This window comes from Rhodanobacter sp. OK091, from assembly GCF_900142825.1.
Taxonomy (GTDB): Bacteria; Pseudomonadota; Gammaproteobacteria; order Xanthomonadales; family Rhodanobacteraceae; genus Rhodanobacter.
Map to the genome: position 1 here is coordinate 108,713 of NZ_FRCH01000004.1, position 15,795 is coordinate 124,507.

Annotated in this window: 13 protein-coding genes; 7 read left to right on the forward strand and 6 right to left on the reverse strand. The window is 65.2% G+C overall.

Annotated features, from left to right (window positions below):
• Window positions 1-4: 4 nt before the first annotated feature.
• Complete coding sequence (locus BUA26_RS17040) at window positions 5-712, forward strand: c-type cytochrome (protein WP_083573075.1); 708 nt, start codon at window positions 5-7, stop codon at window positions 710-712.
• A 24-nt stretch (window positions 713-736) separates the two neighbouring features.
• On the opposite strand, the gene BUA26_RS17045 is transcribed toward BUA26_RS17040, so the two are convergent.
• Both BUA26_RS17045 and dbpA read right to left on the reverse strand, forming a co-directional pair.
• Window positions 737-1,516, reverse strand: coding sequence for a glutaminyl-peptide cyclotransferase (locus BUA26_RS17045; protein WP_072762247.1), 780 nt, complete (start codon window positions 1,514-1,516; stop codon window positions 737-739).
• 48 nt (window positions 1,517-1,564) lie between these two features.
• Window positions 1,565-2,944: an ATP-dependent RNA helicase DbpA gene (dbpA, locus tag BUA26_RS17050; RefSeq protein WP_072762088.1), complete on the reverse strand. Its 1,380-nt coding sequence runs from the start codon at window positions 2,942-2,944 to the stop codon at window positions 1,565-1,567.
• 99 nt (window positions 2,945-3,043) lie between these two features.
• On the opposite strand from dbpA, the gene folB reads away from it, so the two are divergent.
• The 3 genes from folB to BUA26_RS17065 all read left to right on the forward strand — a co-directional run bounded on the left by folB (window position 3,044) and on the right by BUA26_RS17065 (window position 4,829).
• On the forward strand, window positions 3,044-3,403 hold the full coding sequence (gene folB, locus BUA26_RS17055; RefSeq protein ID WP_072762089.1) for a dihydroneopterin aldolase: 360 nt from the start codon (window positions 3,044-3,046) through the stop codon (window positions 3,401-3,403).
• Complete coding sequence (gene folK, locus BUA26_RS17060; protein ID WP_072762090.1) at window positions 3,403-3,891, forward strand: 2-amino-4-hydroxy-6-hydroxymethyldihydropteridine diphosphokinase; 489 nt, start codon at window positions 3,403-3,405, stop codon at window positions 3,889-3,891. The genes folB and folK overlap by 1 nt, the downstream gene beginning before the upstream one ends.
• A gap of 77 nt (window positions 3,892-3,968) precedes the next feature.
• Window positions 3,969-4,829 carry a DUF6159 family protein gene (locus tag BUA26_RS17065; protein WP_072762091.1) on the forward strand — a complete coding sequence of 287 codons (861 nt, stop codon included), beginning with the start codon at window positions 3,969-3,971 and terminating at the stop codon, window positions 4,827-4,829.
• Between the two features lie 97 nt (window positions 4,830-4,926).
• Here the strand turns inward: BUA26_RS17065 and BUA26_RS17070 are convergent, their stop codons facing one another.
• The gene (locus tag BUA26_RS17070) at window positions 4,927-5,673 is read right to left on the reverse strand and encodes a pteridine reductase (protein WP_072762092.1); all 747 of its coding nucleotides are present in this window, start codon (window positions 5,671-5,673) and stop codon (window positions 4,927-4,929) included.
• 72 nt (window positions 5,674-5,745) lie between these two features.
• Window positions 5,746-6,528 (reverse strand): hypothetical protein, encoded by a 783-nt coding sequence (locus tag BUA26_RS17075; protein WP_072762093.1) that lies wholly within the window; start codon window positions 6,526-6,528, stop codon window positions 5,746-5,748.
• Window positions 6,529-6,739: 211 nt separating this feature from the next.
• Here BUA26_RS17075 and BUA26_RS17080 point away from each other — a divergent pair, with 211 nt between their 5' ends.
• Window positions 6,740-8,911, forward strand: coding sequence for a TonB-dependent receptor (locus BUA26_RS17080; protein ID WP_072762094.1), 2,172 nt, complete (start codon window positions 6,740-6,742; stop codon window positions 8,909-8,911).
• 243 nt (window positions 8,912-9,154) lie between these two features.
• Window positions 9,155-10,348, forward strand: a complete 1,194-nt coding sequence (locus BUA26_RS17085) for a class I SAM-dependent methyltransferase (RefSeq protein ID WP_072762095.1) — start codon at window positions 9,155-9,157, stop codon at window positions 10,346-10,348.
• A gap of 103 nt (window positions 10,349-10,451) precedes the next feature.
• Here the strand turns inward: BUA26_RS17085 and BUA26_RS17090 are convergent, their stop codons facing one another.
• On the reverse strand, window positions 10,452-12,632 hold the full coding sequence (locus BUA26_RS17090; RefSeq protein WP_072762096.1) for an LTA synthase family protein: 2,181 nt from the start codon (window positions 12,630-12,632) through the stop codon (window positions 10,452-10,454).
• A 77-nt stretch (window positions 12,633-12,709) separates the two neighbouring features.
• Window positions 12,710-13,945, reverse strand: a complete 1,236-nt coding sequence (locus tag BUA26_RS17095; RefSeq protein WP_072762097.1) for a multifunctional CCA addition/repair protein — start codon at window positions 13,943-13,945, stop codon at window positions 12,710-12,712.
• Between the two features lie 298 nt (window positions 13,946-14,243).
• On the opposite strand from BUA26_RS17095, the gene BUA26_RS17100 reads away from it, so the two are divergent.
• Window positions 14,244-15,785 (forward strand): tetratricopeptide repeat-containing sulfotransferase family protein, encoded by a 1,542-nt coding sequence (locus BUA26_RS17100; protein WP_072762098.1) that lies wholly within the window; start codon window positions 14,244-14,246, stop codon window positions 15,783-15,785.
• The last annotated feature ends 10 nt before the right edge of the window (window positions 15,786-15,795 follow it).

The following is a 15,795-nucleotide window of genomic DNA, read 5'->3' on the forward strand; positions in this document are numbered from 1 at the left end:
CGTGATGACCTATCGCACAAGTCTCCTGCTGGCTTGCCTGCTGATGTCGACCGCTATGCTCGACGTCGCCGCACAGCAACCCGCCACCCGTACGTCCGCCGCGCCCGCCAGCGTGCTGGACCAGCGCCGCATGCAGCCGATCAGTGGCGACGCCCAGGCCGGGGCCGGCAAGGCGGCGGTGTGCGCGGCGTGCCACGGTGCGCAAGGGGTGGCGATCGCGCCGAACTTCCCGAACCTGGCCGGGCAGTCGGCGACCTATCTTTACGCGCAGCTGAAAGAATTCCACGACGGCCAGCGCACCGATCCGGTGATGAGCGGCCAGGCCGCCGCGCTGAGCGATGCCGACATGCGCAACCTGGCCAGCTACTACGCCTCGCTGGCGCCGAAGCCGGCGGGACGAGCCGATGGCAGTTCGCGCGGCGCGCAGTTGTATCTGGCCGGCGATCCCGCGCAAGGCATTCCACCCTGTCAGGGTTGCCACGGTCCGGCAGGGCTGGGTCCGCAGCCGTATCCAAGCAGCGCACCGCAACCGCCATGGGCTACGTTTCCGCATCTGCGCGGCCAGTCGGGCCTGTACCTGACCAAGGAACTGAGCGACTTCAAGCGCGGCGCGCGTGCCGGCAGCAGCAATGCCAAGGTCATGCATGGCATTGCGTCGACGCTGAGCGACGACGACATGCAGGCGTTGTCGGCTTATCTCAGCAGCTGGTGATGCCTGTCGCCGCGCCGTGATGCGTCAAGGCGTGGGTCGCTTCACCAGCTTGATCTCGAACAACTTCGGCCAGCGCTTGCCGGTGACGAACAGGCGATCGTGCGCGGCGTCGTAGGCGATGCCGTTGAGCACGTCGTTGCCGGGATCCGGCAACTGGCTGATGTCGAACAGACCGCCGAGATCGATCCAGCCCACGACGTGCCCGTTCGCAGGGTCGATCCGCGCGATGCGGTTGGTCAGCCACACGTTTGCGTAGAGCTCGCCCTTGATCCACTCCAGCTCGTTGAGATTGGTGACCGGCACACCGTCGGCCGTCACCGTGATGCGGCGGGTCGTGGCCAGCGATTCCGGATCCAGCACACGCAGCACCGGCGTGCCATCGCTCATGTAGAGGTGGTGATCGTCGCGGGTCAGCGCCCAGCCTTCGCCCGCATAGCTAAACGTGTGCCGCAGCTTGAAGCTGGCCAGGTCGTAGACGAAACCGGTCTGCGTCTGCCAGGTGAGCTGCACCAGCCGGTCTTTCCAGTTCACGATGCCTTCGCCGAAGTACTGCGACGGCAGCTTGTAGCGCTGCACCGTCTCTCCGCTCTGCAGCTCGACCTTGCGCACGGTCGAGGTGCCGGCCTGGCCGGTGCTTTCGTAGAGATAGCCGTCCTTGTAGAACAGGCCTTCGGTATAGGCGCCCGCATCGTGCGGGTAGGTGCGCACGATCTTGTAGCCATAAACCGGTATGGCTGCCTGCGCGACGGCGCTGCCCAGCAGCAGGACGAGAGCGAAGATCGAGGTGAGGCCGGGCGATCGCATCATCGGGTCAACTTTCTGGTCGGTGAATAATGTCGGGGCCAGTAACCGTCAGCCCAGTGGACGCACGCGGAAGTTGCGGCCCTTGATCTTGCCCGCGCGCAGGCGCTCGAGTGCCTTGTTCGCCAGCGCGCGGCTGATCGCCACGTAGGCACGGGTGGCGAACACGTCGATCTTGCCGATGTCTTTCGCGTCGAGCCCGGCGTCGCCGGTGAGTGCACCCAGGATGTCGCCGGGACGCAGCTTGTCCTGCCGGCCGGCATCGATCACCAGCGTCTTCATCGGCGCCAGATGCAAGGTCTTGCCGCGTGACGGCGCCACTTTCAGCGGGCGCCACGGCAGCGGCGCGCCGGCCAGCTCTTCGATGTTCGCCGCCTTCGGCCGCTCGCGCGGCGTGCACAGCGTGATCGCAAGGCCGGTCTGGCCGGCGCGGCCGGTGCGGCCGATGCGATGGGTGTGCGTTTCCGGATCGTGGGCGATGTCGTAGCTCACCACCAGCGGCAGCGCGACGATGTCCAGACCGCGCGCGGCCACGTCGGTGGCGACCAGCACCGCGCAACTGCGATTGGCGAAACGCACCAGCACCTCGTCGCGGTCGCGCTGCTCCATGTCGCCATGCAGCGCGAGCGCGGAGAAGCCGCGGCGGTCCAGCTCCTGCGCTACCGCATCCACTTCGCGGCGCATGTTGCAGAACACCAGGGCATGCTCCGCGTGCGCGCCGCTCAGCAGTTGCGCCAGCGCGTCGGGCTTCTGCGCCGGCTCCACTTCGTGGAAGCGCTGCTCGATCGCCGGCTGTTCATGCACCGGCGCGTCCACTGTCACCTCGACCGGATGCTTCTGCACGCGCTGGCTCACCGCACGGATTTCGTCCGGATACGTCGCCGAGAACAGCAGTGTCTGATGGTGCTTGGCGATGCGCCCGATGATGTCGTCGATTGCTTCGGTGAAACCCATGTCGAGCATGCGATCGGCTTCGTCCAGCACCAATACCTTGATGCCGCCGCCATGCAGGCTTTCGCGCTTCAGATGTTCCTGCACACGGCCGGGCGTGCCCACCACGATGTGCGGGTCATGCGTGAGCGAGGCCAGCTGCGGGCCCAGCGGCATGCCGCCGCACAGGGTCAGCAGCTTCACGTTCGGGATATTTGCCGCCAGCTTGCGGATCGCCTTGCTGACCTGGTCGGCCAGTTCGCGGGTCGGGCACAGCACCAGCGCCTGCAGCCGGATCGTGTCCACGTCGATCGATTGCAGCAGGCTCAAGCCGAACGCCGCGGTCTTGCCGCTGCCGGTCTGCGCCTGCGCGATCACGTCGCGGCCCTCCAGCATCGGCGGCAGGCTTTGCGCCTGCACCGGCGTCATCGTGGCGTAGCCGAGCGTTTCGATGCTGGCAAGCAAGGCGGGTTTGAGCGGGAGCGAGCTGAAGGCGGTCATCTGCGTATGATCGCATGCTTGCCGCCATGCCCCGCGGCGGCTTGCATCCGGACGCCAGCTCGCCGACCCTGTATGGCTACCACCCCAGTGATTACCGCCATGGATATCGTTTTCATCGAAGACCTGCGCATCGACACCGTCATCGGCATCTACGACTGGGAGCGCCGTGTGCGGCAGACGCTGTCGTTCGATATCGAGATGGCGTTCGACAACACGGTGCCGGCGGCCAGCGACGACATTGCGCTGACGCTGAACTACAAGGACGTTTCCAAGCGGCTGATCGGCTACGTGGGTGAGTCCAGCTTCGGTCTGGTCGAGACGCTGGCCGAACGTTGCGCGGCAATCATCCGCGAGGAGTTCGGGGTCGGCTGGGTACGCCTGAAATTGTCCAAGCCTGGCGCGGTGCGGGGTGCGAAGGCGGTGGGCGTACGGATCGAACGCGGCACGCGGCCAGACTGATGGCGCGGGTTTACCTGAGCCTGGGCTCCAATCTGGAGCCGCAGCGTTATCTGCCTGCGGCGATTGCCTCTTTGCGCAAGCGCTTCGGTGCCATCACGGTGTCGCCGGCGTATCGCAGCCGGTCGGTGGGTTTCGACGGCGCGGACTTCGTCAATCTGGCGGTAGGGCTGGATACCGAGCTGTCGCCCGAAGCGCTGAACGATTGGCTGCACGCGCTGGAGGATAGTCATGGCCGCCGCCGCGACCTGCCGCGCTATTCCGATCGCACTCTGGATATCGACATCGTGTTCTACGACGCGCTGGTACTCGACGGGGCGGGGCATCTGCAGATTCCCCGCAAGGAGCTGCAGCATGCTTTCGTGCTGCGGCCGATCGCGGATATCGCACCTGTGTTCCGGCATCCCCAGAGCGGCCTCAGTATGGCGGAGCTGTGGGCGGCGTTTCCGGCGGGACTCGAGCCTCTGGTCGTCGAGCCGTTGCCGGATTGAGCATTCTGCACTGTCGCGCGTGGACGGCTGGTGCTAGAAAGGCACCTTCATAATCCACGGACGAGGGGGCGACGCACATGGCTGGAAAATTTGCACGCAGTTGGGCCTTGATGAAGGCGAGCGCGGCGGTGTTGCGCTCGGACAAGTCATTGCTGGTCTTTCCGTTGCTGTCGGGGCTGTGCACGCTGCTGGTGGCGGCGAGCTTCCTGATCCCGGTCGCAGTGATGATGGTCGGCGGCGAACATGCCGGGCAGGATTTCAATCAACGCATGTCGGCAGGTGCGTATCTGCTGATGTTCGCGTTCTATCTGGTGCAGTACTTCGTGATCATCTTCTTCCAGACCGCGTTGACCGGTGTGGCGCTGATGCATCTGCGCGGCGAACCCACCAGCGTGGCGGCAGGGTTTGCACTGGCGCGTTCCCGCTTGCCGCACATCTTTGGCTACGCGCTGATTGCGGCCACCGTCGGCCTGGTGCTGCGGATGATCCAGGAACGCCTTGGCCTGATCGGGCGGCTGGTGGTCGGTTTCCTCGGATTGGCCTGGACGGTTGCCACGTTCCTGGTCGTTCCGATCCTGGCCAGCGAGGATGTCGGCCCGGTCGATGCGGTGAAGCGCAGCGTGGAGTTGCTCAAGCGCAGCTGGGGCGAAAACCTGATCGGCAACGGCGGCATCGGCGTGGTGTTCGGTTTGCTGATGGTCGTGGCCATGCTGGTGGGCGCGGTGCTGATTGGCGGTGCGGTGGCGCTGCAATCGGTCGTTGCGATCGTGCTGGCGGTGACCGTGGTGGTGCTGGGCTTCATCCTGCTCGGCCTGGTCCAGTCGTCGCTGCAAGGCATCTACTCGGCCGCGCTGTATCGTTACGCGGAAGCGGGCGAGGCCAGTGTCGGTTTCGACCAGGCTTTGCTGGAGCAGGCGTTCGCTCCCAAGAAGAAATAGCCGGCTCGCGAGCACACACGCAGGTGTGATGCACGAGCGCACGCGAATACGCTCCCCTGCATGCAGGGGAGCCCTGGAGTGAAATTCTTCGCGAAACTCACACCGACAGCGTGCGGCCACCATCGATATGGATGATCTGGCCGGTGACGAACGTGGCATCGCGCAGCAGCCACAGCACCGCGCCGGCTACATCGTCCGGCGCGCCCGCACGTTGCAGCGGCGTGCGCGCCAGCATCGCCTGCTGGTCGGCATACGGCTTGCCGTCGCTGGGCCACATCACGGCACCGGGGGCGATGCCGTTGACGCGGATGTCCGGACCCAGATCCAATGCGAGCGAACGGGTCATCGCGGCGAGCGCCGCCTTGGCCATGCAGTACAGCGGGTGTTCCGCCAGCGGCCGTTCGGCGTAGATGTCGATCATGTTGACGATGCCGCCATGCGCTTCCCGCAGGGCGGGGATCGCTGCCTGACTGAGGAAGAACGGCGCCTGCGCATTGGAGGCGAACAACTCGTTCCATTGCTGCGGTGTCGCGGTGCCCAGCGGCGTGGGATAGAACGCCGAGGCATTGTTGACCAGCGCATCGAGCCGGCCGTAGTGCGCCAGCAACCGCTCGATCAGCGCGGGCAGTGCGGGGATGTCGGCCAGTTCGGCTTGCAGCAGCAGCGTGCTGCCGCTGCGCTGCTGTTCCAGTTCATCGGCCAGAGTGCGCGCATCGTCGGCGGAGCGACGATAGTGCAATGCCAGGTCGTAGCCGGCCGCATGCAGCGTGCGCGCGATCACCGCACCCACGCGGCGCCCGGCACCGGTGATCAGCACGACGGGCCGGTCATGGCGTGGCTTCATGCATCGACTCCTGTGGCGATCCAGCGGACAGCTTGCCGCAAAGCATGCGATGCGTCATCCGCCGGCGAGTGATCACTCCGTCTTCGGCTTGCGCGGTTTCTTGCTTGCGGCCTTGCGCGCGGCATGGACGATCTTGCGTGCGGCGCCGGTGGTCGCCTTGTCGGCCAGTTTGTCCATCGCGCGACGCACCGGCGACGCTTTCTTGCGCGGTGCAGGCTTGACCGGTTCTGCAACGGGCTCCTCGCTCTCGTCCACCATCACGGCGTCGCTGCTGAACAACGCGATCGCCGTGCTGGCGACTTGTCCGGTGTCGTAATACGCGTAAGCGCCGACGCCGAGGGCACCGATCACCGGCAGCCAGCGCGAGAGGCCCTCGCTCACCGTGCGCCGGGTCAGTTTTACGCCGACCTGCTTGGCCACTCTTTGCGCGACGGTGTAGGACATCCGGCGGAACACCAGCCGGTCGCCCATCTGCACGACCAGATCGCGGAACGCCTGCGCCGCGGTATGGCGAAACAGACACCACAGCATTTGTTCGCGGCCCAGCGTGTGATTGCGGCCATAGGCGGCGGCGATGTCGCTGACCATCTGGCCCTGGATCTTCCAGATCGCGATCAGCTCCGGCAGCAGGGTCAACCAGCCCAGCGGTCCCGGCGGTAGCGCCAGCGAGCCGGCGGTAAGCGCGGCTCGCTGGGCGGCGCGCTGGGCCAGCCGGCGTGCCTCGCTGGCGGGATCCTTGCTGCTGCCGATCTTGCTGTCCGGCACCTCGCTGACGAAATCGAGGATCGCCTGGGTGACACGGCCGTGCTCGACCGGTGCGATGACGGCCGGAACGTGCTCGCTGTGCTTGGCCATGTGTTGCTCCGCGGAATCGCCGCCATCGGCAGGCGGGCGTCCAAGCAGTCTAGAGGAGCCGCGTGAAGCCAGCCTCAATGGTGGACGCGGGCCGATCGGCAGCGAGTTTCATCTCGGGCATGACTTTTGGCGCAGGTGCGAGAGACGGGAAATATGAGATGTTATAACATTACATAAATTCATTTCCCCACATCCCCCGCTGGAGCCCCTGATGAAGCCATCCCTGCTCGCCCTGAGTCTTGTCGCTGCGCTGGCCACTACCGCCGCTCGTGCAACCGATACGCCTGTGGCGTCCGCCGCTGCACCGGCAGGCACGGACACTCCGGCGGACAGCGGCACCGGCAACGATCAGCCCACGACCAAGAATCTGAGCGCGATCGACGTGTCCGCCAAGCTGGATCAGGCGCGCAATGCGTTGTCGCCGGACACCGGCAGCAGCCAATACGTGATCGACCACAAGGCGATCGCCCAGTTGCCGCTGGGCGCGGCCACACCGATGAACCAGGTGCTGCTGCAGGCGCCCGGCGTGGTGCAGGATTCCTACGGCGGCCTGCACGTGCGCGGCGACCACGCCAACCTGCAATACCGCATCAACGGCGTGATCATTCCCGAGTCGATCGGCGGCTTCGGGCAGAGTCTCGATGCGCGCACGATCGAAAACGTGAAGCTGCTCGATGGCGCGCTGCCGGCCCAGTATGGCCTGCGCACGGCAGCCGTGGTCGACATCACCACCCGCAGCGGACATGAGCTCGGCAATGGCGGCAGCGTCGGCATCACCGGCGGCTCGTATGGCACGCTCAACCCGAATGCATCGATCTGGGGCGGCGATGATCGCTGGAGTTATTTCCTCACGGCCAATTACCTGGAGAGCGACGTCGGCATCGAGAACCCGACGGCCAGCAAGAAACCGATCCACGACCATACCAACCAAGTGAAGAGTTTCGGCGACATCAGCTACCTGATCGACAACGACACCCGCTTGAGCTTCCTGTTCGGCCTGGCCAACAACCGCTTCCAGATTCCGAACAATCCGGGCCAGACGCCGCGGTTCGGCTACTTGGACACGGTCGACTTCAACTCCACCGACCTGAACTCGAATCAACGCGAGAACACCCGCTTCGGCGTGCTCGCGTTGCAAGGCAAGCTGGGCCAGACCGACTACCAGGTGTCGGTAGGCCAACGCTATAGCAGCGTCACCTACACACCCGACCGGATCGGCGAGCTGATGTTCAACGGCGTCGCCTCGAACGTCACCCGCGGCAATCGCGCCAGCACGTTGCAGGCGGATTTCGCCATGCCAATGGGCGGAAGCCACACCTTGCGCTACGGCGTCTACGGCAGCTTCGAACGCGCCGTCAGCGGCAACGATGCCTGGGTGTTCCCGGCCGATGCCGATGGCAACCAGGCCAGCACCGCACCGATCAACATCCTCGACAACAGCCGCCTCATCGCGAAGACCTGGTCGGCCTACGTGCAGGACGAATGGAGCATCAACGACAAGTGGACGCTGAACTACGGTCTGCGCGGCGATCAGTACAAACTGGCGCGCACCGAAAGCCAGCTGAGCCCGCGTCTAGGCCTGGTCTGGCAGGCGACCGACAGCACCACTGTGCACGCCGGCTACTCGCGCTACTTCACGCCACCGTCGACCGAGATGATCGCCAGCTCCAACATCGCCAAATTCGACGGCACCACCAATGCCGTGTCGGACACGGGCAACAACACGCCGCTGGCGGAACGTTCCGATTATTTCGACGCAGGCATCTCGCAGAACATCGGCAGTGCCTTGACGGTCGGCATCGACGCCTACTACCGCAAGGTTCGCCGACTGCAGGACGAAGGCCAGTTCGGTTCGGCGCTGGTGTACTCCACCTTCAACTACGCGCAGGGTCGCGTCAAAGGGCTGGAGTTCACCGCCAATTACCAGCTAGGTCCGTTGTCAGCCTATTTCAACGCGTCGGTCGGCAAGGCCATCGGCGAACACATCATCACCAGCCAGTACAACTTCGCGCCGGAAGACCTGGCCTATGTCCAGAATCACTACATCTTCCTCGACCACGACCAGAAACTGACCTCGTCCGGCGGCATCAGCTACGCACTGAACGACAGCACTAAGGTCGGCGCGAATTACCTGTTCGGCAGCGGTCTACGCAAGGACGGCGCGGTGCCGAACGGCGCATCGCTGCCGGCGTACTTCCAGCTGAACCTCAACGTGTCGCACGACTTTGCCTTCAGCGGTTTCGGCAAGCTGCATACGCAACTGGCGGTACTCAATGCGCTTGATCGTACCTATGAGCTGCGCGACGGCACCGGCATTGGCGTCGGCGCGCCGCAGTTCGGCCCACGCCGTGGCTTGTATCTGAGTGTGCAGAAGGACTTCTGATCGAGCCACGATCCGTGGGAGCACATCCTGTCCACAAGGACTCCCTTCGATTGTGCGCGATGCTTTTGTGGGAGCGACTTCAGTCGCGATAGCTTTTTGGGAGACTACCAAGAGCATCGCGACTGAAGTCGCTCCCACATTGGGTTCGCGCACAGGGTGCGCTCCTGCAGGCATGCGATGCGGGACGCAGAGCGTATCCCGTCCGTTATGCTTGCCGCGCTTCTTTCACTACCGGCAAGACCGATGCCTTCCCGCCTCCCCGAACCCAGCGCCGACGAGCGCGCGCATTCCGACCGCCTGCTGCAGCTGCTGCGCGAGCAGATCGCCTCGCACGGGCCGCTGCCGTTCTCGCAATACATGGAGCGTTGCCTGTATGCGCCGGGATTGGGTTACTACAGTGCGGGCAAGACCAAGTTCGGTGCGGCCGGCGATTTCGTCACCGCGCCGGAACTGGGCGAGCTGTTCGCGCGCTGTGTGATCAACGCGGTGCAGCCGGTGCTGGCCATGCTAGGCAACGACGCCGATTTTCTGGAGCTGGGCGGTGGCAGCGGCGCTTTTGCCGAGGCGGCGCTCAAGGCGCTGGATGCTGGCGGCACGCTACCGCGGCAGTATCTGATCCTGGAACCCAGCGCCGACCTGCGCGAGCGTCAGCGCGAACGGCTGCGCGCGAATCTTCCGGCCGAACTCAACGCCCGCGTGCAATGGCTGGATCGGCCGCCCGAACCGGACTGGCGCGGCGTGCTGTTCGCCAACGAAGTGATCGACGCCTTGCCGGCCACGCGTTTCAGCCTGCGCGATGGCGAGGTTTTCGAGGAGTACGTGGCGCTGGATGGCGAGGGTCGTCTGCGCCGTACCGATCGTCCAGCCGATGCGCTGGTCGCCGCTGCCGTGCGTCACGTCGAACGCGACCTGGGCAGTGAATTTGCCGATGGCTACCGTTCGGAAATCCTGCCGCAATTGCCGTACTGGATCCAGGCGGTCGCCGGCTCGCTGGTCGCCGGACTGGTGCTGTTCATCGACTACGGCTACGTGCGCCGGGAGTTCTATCTGCCCGAACGCGACGACGGCACCTTGATGGCGCATTACCGCCATCACGCGCACAACGATCCGCTGTATCTGCCGGGCCTGAACGACCTGACCGCCTCGGTCGATTTCACCGCTCTGGCCGAGGCCGGCAACAGCGCCGGCTTCGGTGTGGCCGCGTATCTGCCGCAGGCCCAGTTCCTGATCGGTGCCGGCCTGCAGGACATTTTCGAAAGCGAGCAGGCGAAGATCGCCGACGAACACGGTCGCTATCGACTGGCCCAGGAAGTGAAGAAGCTGATGCTGCCCGATCAGATGGGCGAGCGCTTCCAGGCGATGCTGCTGGCGCGCGGTCTCGACGTGCTGCCGCTGCCGGCCGAACTGCTGGCTGCCGACCAGGGCGGCCGGCTGTAGGAGCCCGCTGGCGGGCGATGCTCTTGCTTTGATGGTTGGCTAGGAAAAATCAAAAACAAAAGCATCGCCCGCTAGCGGGCTCCTACCAGTGCCGTCGCGCTTGTTACAACGCCGCGCTGCTGGCGGGCGCCGGTGTCGACGTAGCGGGTGCCGGCAGCGGCAACGGCTCCACCGCCGTCGAATCGGCCGGTCGGCGCGCCAGCCCGCCATGCCGGAACAGCTCGCTGGCCACCTGGTAATACGCAATCGCCTGGTCGATCTGGTTCTCGTTCTGCGGGGTGATCGGGGTGGCGTCGCCGGTGGCGTAGTCGGGCTTCATCTGCTCCAGCTTGCGCTGCGGCTCCAGCACGGTGAGCACATCATGGTGCAGGTAGCCGAGTTTCTCGTAGGTGGCCGGGAACGCGCGCTCGCGGCCGGGCTCCAGCTGAAACAAGTCGTAGCCGAAGAAGCGCGAGCGGTAGCTGAAGTTGAGCAGGCCGAGCACGGTCGGCGCGATGTCGACCTGGCCCATCAACCGCTCCACGCGCTGCGGCTGGATATGTTTCGGCGCATAGATCCACAGCGGGACGTGGTAGCGGTTGATCGGCACGCTGGTCTTGCCGGCACTGGAGGCGCAGTGGTCGGCGGTGATCACGAAGACGGTGTCGTCGAAGTACGATTTCTCGCGCGCGCGCTTGATGAAATCGCTGATCGACCAGTCGGTGTAAGCCACCGCACCTGCACGGGTCTGGTTGGCCTGGCTGACCCGTCCGGCCGGGAAAGTGTACGGCCGGTGGTTGGAGGTGGTCATGATGTGCAGAAAGAACGGTTTGCCCGCGGCCTGCGCGTCGTCCATCTGCTTCAGTGCCAGCGTGTACAAGTCCTCGTCGGCCACGCCCCACACGTTCTCGCTGTGGATCGTGGCGCCCTTCGGAATGTCGCGACGGTCCACCGTGCGATAGCCGTTGTGGCTGAAGAAATAATTCATGTTGTCGAATTCGCCGTAGCCGCCGTAGACGAAATCCGACTGGTAGCCGCGGTCGTTGAAGATGTCCGCCAGCGATAACAGGTTCTCGTTGTTGTGCTCCTTCAGCAGTGAGTCGCCCGGGGTCGGCGGTACCGACAACGAGAGCGCTTCCAGCCCGCGCACGGTGCGGGTGCCGTTCGCGTAGAGGTTGTCGAAGAACAGGCTCTGGCTGACCAGCGAATCGAGGTACGGCGTGATGTTTTCCTTATTGCCGAACGTGCCCAGATAGTCGCCGGACAGGCTCTCGACGCTGATCAGCACCACGTTGAGATGCCGCTCGGGGCCGACGCGGCGGATCGCGCGGGTGAGATCGTGCGGGTCGTCGTTGATGTAGGTGGCATCCGGTGTCTTGAGGCCTTCGCGCACCAGGCGGAACGCCTGATCGTCCGGCAAGGTGCGGTAGAACTTCGCGTAATCGAGATGGCTGCTGCGGAATGCGTTGAAGAACTGGTAGATGCCGTTGCCGGCCAGTTCGTTGACGTAATTGTTGCTGGTGCGATCCTTCACGCCCCCATTGACCGCGGCCAGCGAGACCGCGGTCAGCACCAGCCACAACAGCACGATCCTGCCGCGCTGCCAGAAGCGGCTGCCGTCGTCGCGCGCACGCAGGCCGCGCCGGCCGATCGCAAACACCACCAGGGCGCCCACGACCAGCAGCGCCAGCCAGCGGCCGATCGGATAGGACTCGCGGATGTTGCCGATCACCTCGGTGGTGTAGACCAGATAGTCCACCGCGATGAAATTGAAGCGCACGCTGAACTCGTTCCAGAACACCAGCTCGGATGCCGCCACGAACAGCAACCCGTACAGCAGTACCAGCGCCAGTCCGTACAATGCCCATTGACCGCCGCGCGAGACGTAGGCGAAACCTGGAATCGGCAACACCAGCAGGAACAGCACCACCAGCGGCCAGGTCATGCCCAGGTGCGCGCGATACAGCGCGTACAGCACGCCCAGGCACAGCGCATACACCAGCGCCAGCGCCAGCGCCCAAAGCAGCCATTGCCCCAGTCCAGAAACAGTGGCGCGCCGGGTCGGCACCAGCCACAGGAACAGCACCAGCGGCCAGGCCACGTAGATGTACGTGATCAGGTCATAGCCGAAACCTACGCCGAACGCGTACAGCAGGTTCAACGGCGTGTGCGGCACTTCGTGGCCGGACATGATCAGCAACACCACGCGGGTGACGAATGAAATCGCCACGAAGGTGATGGCCAGCCACAGCAGCGGACGGAAACGCTGACGCAACGGAGAAGTCGGGGTGAATGCACTCGACACGGGGAACTCCAGCGAAAAGACATGAAATCAGCGGGCGCCGACGCGGGCGCGACATGATCCGGGCTTTATACCGCGGATCAGCTTGGCGAATGGTTAGTTTTCAACGCGGTGATGGCGTCGGTCCGGGCCGCTTCCATCGCCGCGCCGATCGCCGGCCCGGCCAGGCCCTGGGCGACAAAGGTCGCCGAGTCGACCGCCGCTGCGGCAGCACGGGCTTCGCGCAGGTAGGCTGCCTGCGGGTAGTCGTCGTGCTCGTGGCCGAGCCGGCCGAGCTTGTCGGCTTCGCAGGCGGCAAGGAATGCGTCCAGCCGCACGGGGCGACGCAATGCGTCGAGCGCACTCAGCAGCTTCAGCACGGTGGCCGGCTTCAGCTCGAACGCGCGATGCGCATTCAGATGCTCGCGACATACCAGTTCGGCCAGCGCGGCATGCTCGGTCGGCACTTTCAGGCGCGCGGCCAATACGCGCAGTGGCGCCACGCCACGATGCTCATGGCCGACATGGCGCGGCAGTTCGTCGGCCGGCGTCAATGCCTTGCCCAGGTCGTGCGTGAGCGCGCAGAAGCCGACCAGGTCGTCGCCCGGCGCGATGCGCGCCGCCGCATCCAGCACCATTTCCAGATGCACGCCGGTATCGATTTCGGGATGGAATTCGGCACGCTGCGGCACGCCGTACAACGCATCGATTTCGGGAAACAGCACAGCCAGCGCGCCGCATTCGCGCAGCACGCGCAGGAACGCCGACGGCTGCGGCTCGCCCAGCGCCTTGCGGGTTTCCGCCCACACGCGCTCAGGCACCAGATGATCGATCTCGCCATCGCGCACCATCTGCCGCATCAGTGCCATGGTTTCAGGTGCCACAGTGAAACCCAGCGGTGCGAAGCGCGCGGCAAACCGCGCTACCCGCAGCACGCGTACCGGATCCTCGACAAACGCCGGCGACACATGCCGCAGCACCCGCGCCTCGATATCGCGCACGCCGTGGTACGGATCGGTCAGCGCGCCGTGCTCGTTCTGCGCGATCGCGTTGATGGTGAGGTCGCGCCGCGCCAGATCCTGCTCCAGCGTCACCGTCGCATCGGCCTGGAACACGAAGCCGTGATAGCCGCGCCCGGTCTTGCGCTCGGTGCGCGCCAGCGCGTACTCCTCGCCAGTCTTGGGATGCAGGAACACGGGGAAATCCTTGCCCACCGGCTTGTAGCCCAGCACCAACAATTCCTCGGGCATCGCGCCGACTACCACATGGTCATGGTCGACCACGGGACGGTTCAATAGTTTGTCGCGGACCGCGCCGCCGACCAGGTAGGTTTGCATGGGGGGATTCTGCCATGCCGGCAAGCCGCCTCAGCAGGACCCGGCTACTCGATGTGCTTGGCGTGAAGTCCCGGCAAACGGGCTCGCTCGTCGCGGCGATCGGCATTCGACAGCCCTAGGCGCCTCCGTTGGTCACCAGTCGGCGCAAAAGCGAACCGCGACAAGACCACGCGCGACGCCACTTGCATCCGGCCATACTGCGACTTACCGAGCGAACGTGACCTGTTCGCTTTATGCCGCCGTCCTGCTCACGTAAGCTGGCAGGCGAAAACCGATGGCGGACAGGGGGCCTTCGATCATGGTGGCAAAGCAGGGGCATCCGCTGCTGCGGGATCGTGCCGCGGGTTTGTCGCCGGCGGCGGCGCAGCGGCTGGACGAGGCGACTACCGCGTTGAGCCGCAACGAGCTGAGTGCCGCCGAGGCTAGCCTGCTGAGTGTGCTGGACCAGGCGCCGGACTGCGTGGAAGCGCGGCGCCTGCAGGGCTTGGTGAAACAGTTGCGTGGCGATCACGCACAGGCCGTGGCGATCCTGCGGCAGGCGCTGGCGTTGAGTCCGGACCACGCGCTGATCCACATGAACCTGGGTATTTCGCTGCATGCTGGCGGTGAGCCTGATGCGGCGCTGGCGTCCTTGCAGCGGGCCTGCAAACTGGCCACCGATTTCGCACCGGCCTGGTTCAACCTGGGGCGGGTGTTGAGCATGCAAGGTCGTCCCGCCGGCGCGGTTACCGCCTTGCATCGCGTGCTGGATATCGATCCGGATCATATTGAAGCGCGGATCATGCTGGCGGAGGCGCAGGCCCGACTCGGTGCGCTGGAGCCGGCGAGCGCGAATTACCGCGAGGTGCTGCGTCGACAACCCGGTCACGCCGATGCGTGGATCGGCTTGACGCACCTGCCGGCCGTGCGTTTCGACAAGGACGATGTCGCCTGGTTGCAGCAGGCCTTGCAGCTGTCGCAGACGCCGCAGGCGCGTGTTTCGCTGGGCTTCGCGCTGAGCAGGGCGCTGGAGGATCAGGCCGACTACCGCGGGGCTTTTCGCGCGCTGTACAAGGCCAATTCGCAGAAGCGCCGCCTGGTGGGGTGGAATGCCGCGGTCGCTCGGGCAAAAGTCAGCACGATGCTCGATGTGTTCGCCACTCCTTTGTCTGGGGCGCCGGATGCCGCGCTGGGCGAGCAGGTGATCTTTCTGGTGTCGCTGCCGCAGTCCGGTGCCGACGCAACCGCGCAGATTCTTGCCGCGCGTCCGCAGGTCGGCGCGGTCGACGTGCTGCCCGACTTGCAGCAGGTCGTTGGCGCCGAGTCCAGGCGACGCGGACAGCCGTTCGCGCAATGGGCTCGTGCAGCCACCGCCGCGGACTGGGCGCGACTGGGACAGGACTATCTCGCGCGCACGGCACAGGCACGCGAAGGCAAGCCGCGTTTCGTCGATGCCAATCCGCTCAATTGGCGGCTGGCGGGTGCGGCGCTGGCGATGTTGCCCGGTGCGCGCGTGGTGAACAGTCGTGGCGACGCGCTGGAAACCAGCTTCGCCTGTTACCGCCAGCTGTTCGACAGCGGCAACGAGTTCAGTTACGACCTCGACCATATTGCCAGCTACTGGCGCGACTACGACAGGCTTTGCCGACACTGGCAGCGCCTGTTCCCGCAGCGCTTCCTCGATCATGTCCACGAGTCGTCGCAGGCCGACCCCGAAGCCCGGGTCCGGCGCCTGTTGGCGTTCTGCGGCTTTGAATACGATCCGGCCTGCCTGGCGATTCATTGCCCGCAACCCATCGCGCGCAGTGCGCCGTACGGCAGCGAGTTGAATCGATTGCGGATGTTGCTTGGTGCTGCCTGATCGGGTGTTG

Bases quoted from the DNA above. Each gene is read 5' to 3' on its own strand.
- BUA26_RS17040 (WP_083573075.1), top strand. From the start codon at position 5: ATGACCTATCGCACAAGTCTCCTGCTGGCTTGCCTGCTGATGTCGACC.
- BUA26_RS17045 (WP_072762247.1), bottom strand. From the start codon at position 1,516: ATGCGATCGCCCGGCCTCACCTCGATCTTCGCTCTCGTCCTGCTGCTG.
- dbpA (WP_072762088.1), bottom strand. From the start codon at position 2,944: ATGACCGCCTTCAGCTCGCTCCCGCTCAAACCCGCCTTGCTTGCCAGC.
- folB (WP_072762089.1), top strand. From the start codon at position 3,044: ATGGATATCGTTTTCATCGAAGACCTGCGCATCGACACCGTCATCGGC.
- folK (WP_072762090.1), top strand. From the start codon at position 3,403: ATGGCGCGGGTTTACCTGAGCCTGGGCTCCAATCTGGAGCCGCAGCGT.
- BUA26_RS17065 (WP_072762091.1), top strand. From the start codon at position 3,969: ATGGCTGGAAAATTTGCACGCAGTTGGGCCTTGATGAAGGCGAGCGCG.
- BUA26_RS17070 (WP_072762092.1), bottom strand. From the start codon at position 5,673: ATGAAGCCACGCCATGACCGGCCCGTCGTGCTGATCACCGGTGCCGGG.
- BUA26_RS17075 (WP_072762093.1), bottom strand. From the start codon at position 6,528: ATGGCCAAGCACAGCGAGCACGTTCCGGCCGTCATCGCACCGGTCGAG.
- BUA26_RS17080 (WP_072762094.1), top strand. From the start codon at position 6,740: ATGAAGCCATCCCTGCTCGCCCTGAGTCTTGTCGCTGCGCTGGCCACT.
- BUA26_RS17085 (WP_072762095.1), top strand. From the start codon at position 9,155: ATGCCTTCCCGCCTCCCCGAACCCAGCGCCGACGAGCGCGCGCATTCC.
- BUA26_RS17095 (WP_072762097.1), bottom strand. From the start codon at position 13,945: ATGCAAACCTACCTGGTCGGCGGCGCGGTCCGCGACAAACTATTGAAC.
- BUA26_RS17100 (WP_072762098.1), top strand. From the start codon at position 14,244: ATGGTGGCAAAGCAGGGGCATCCGCTGCTGCGGGATCGTGCCGCGGGT.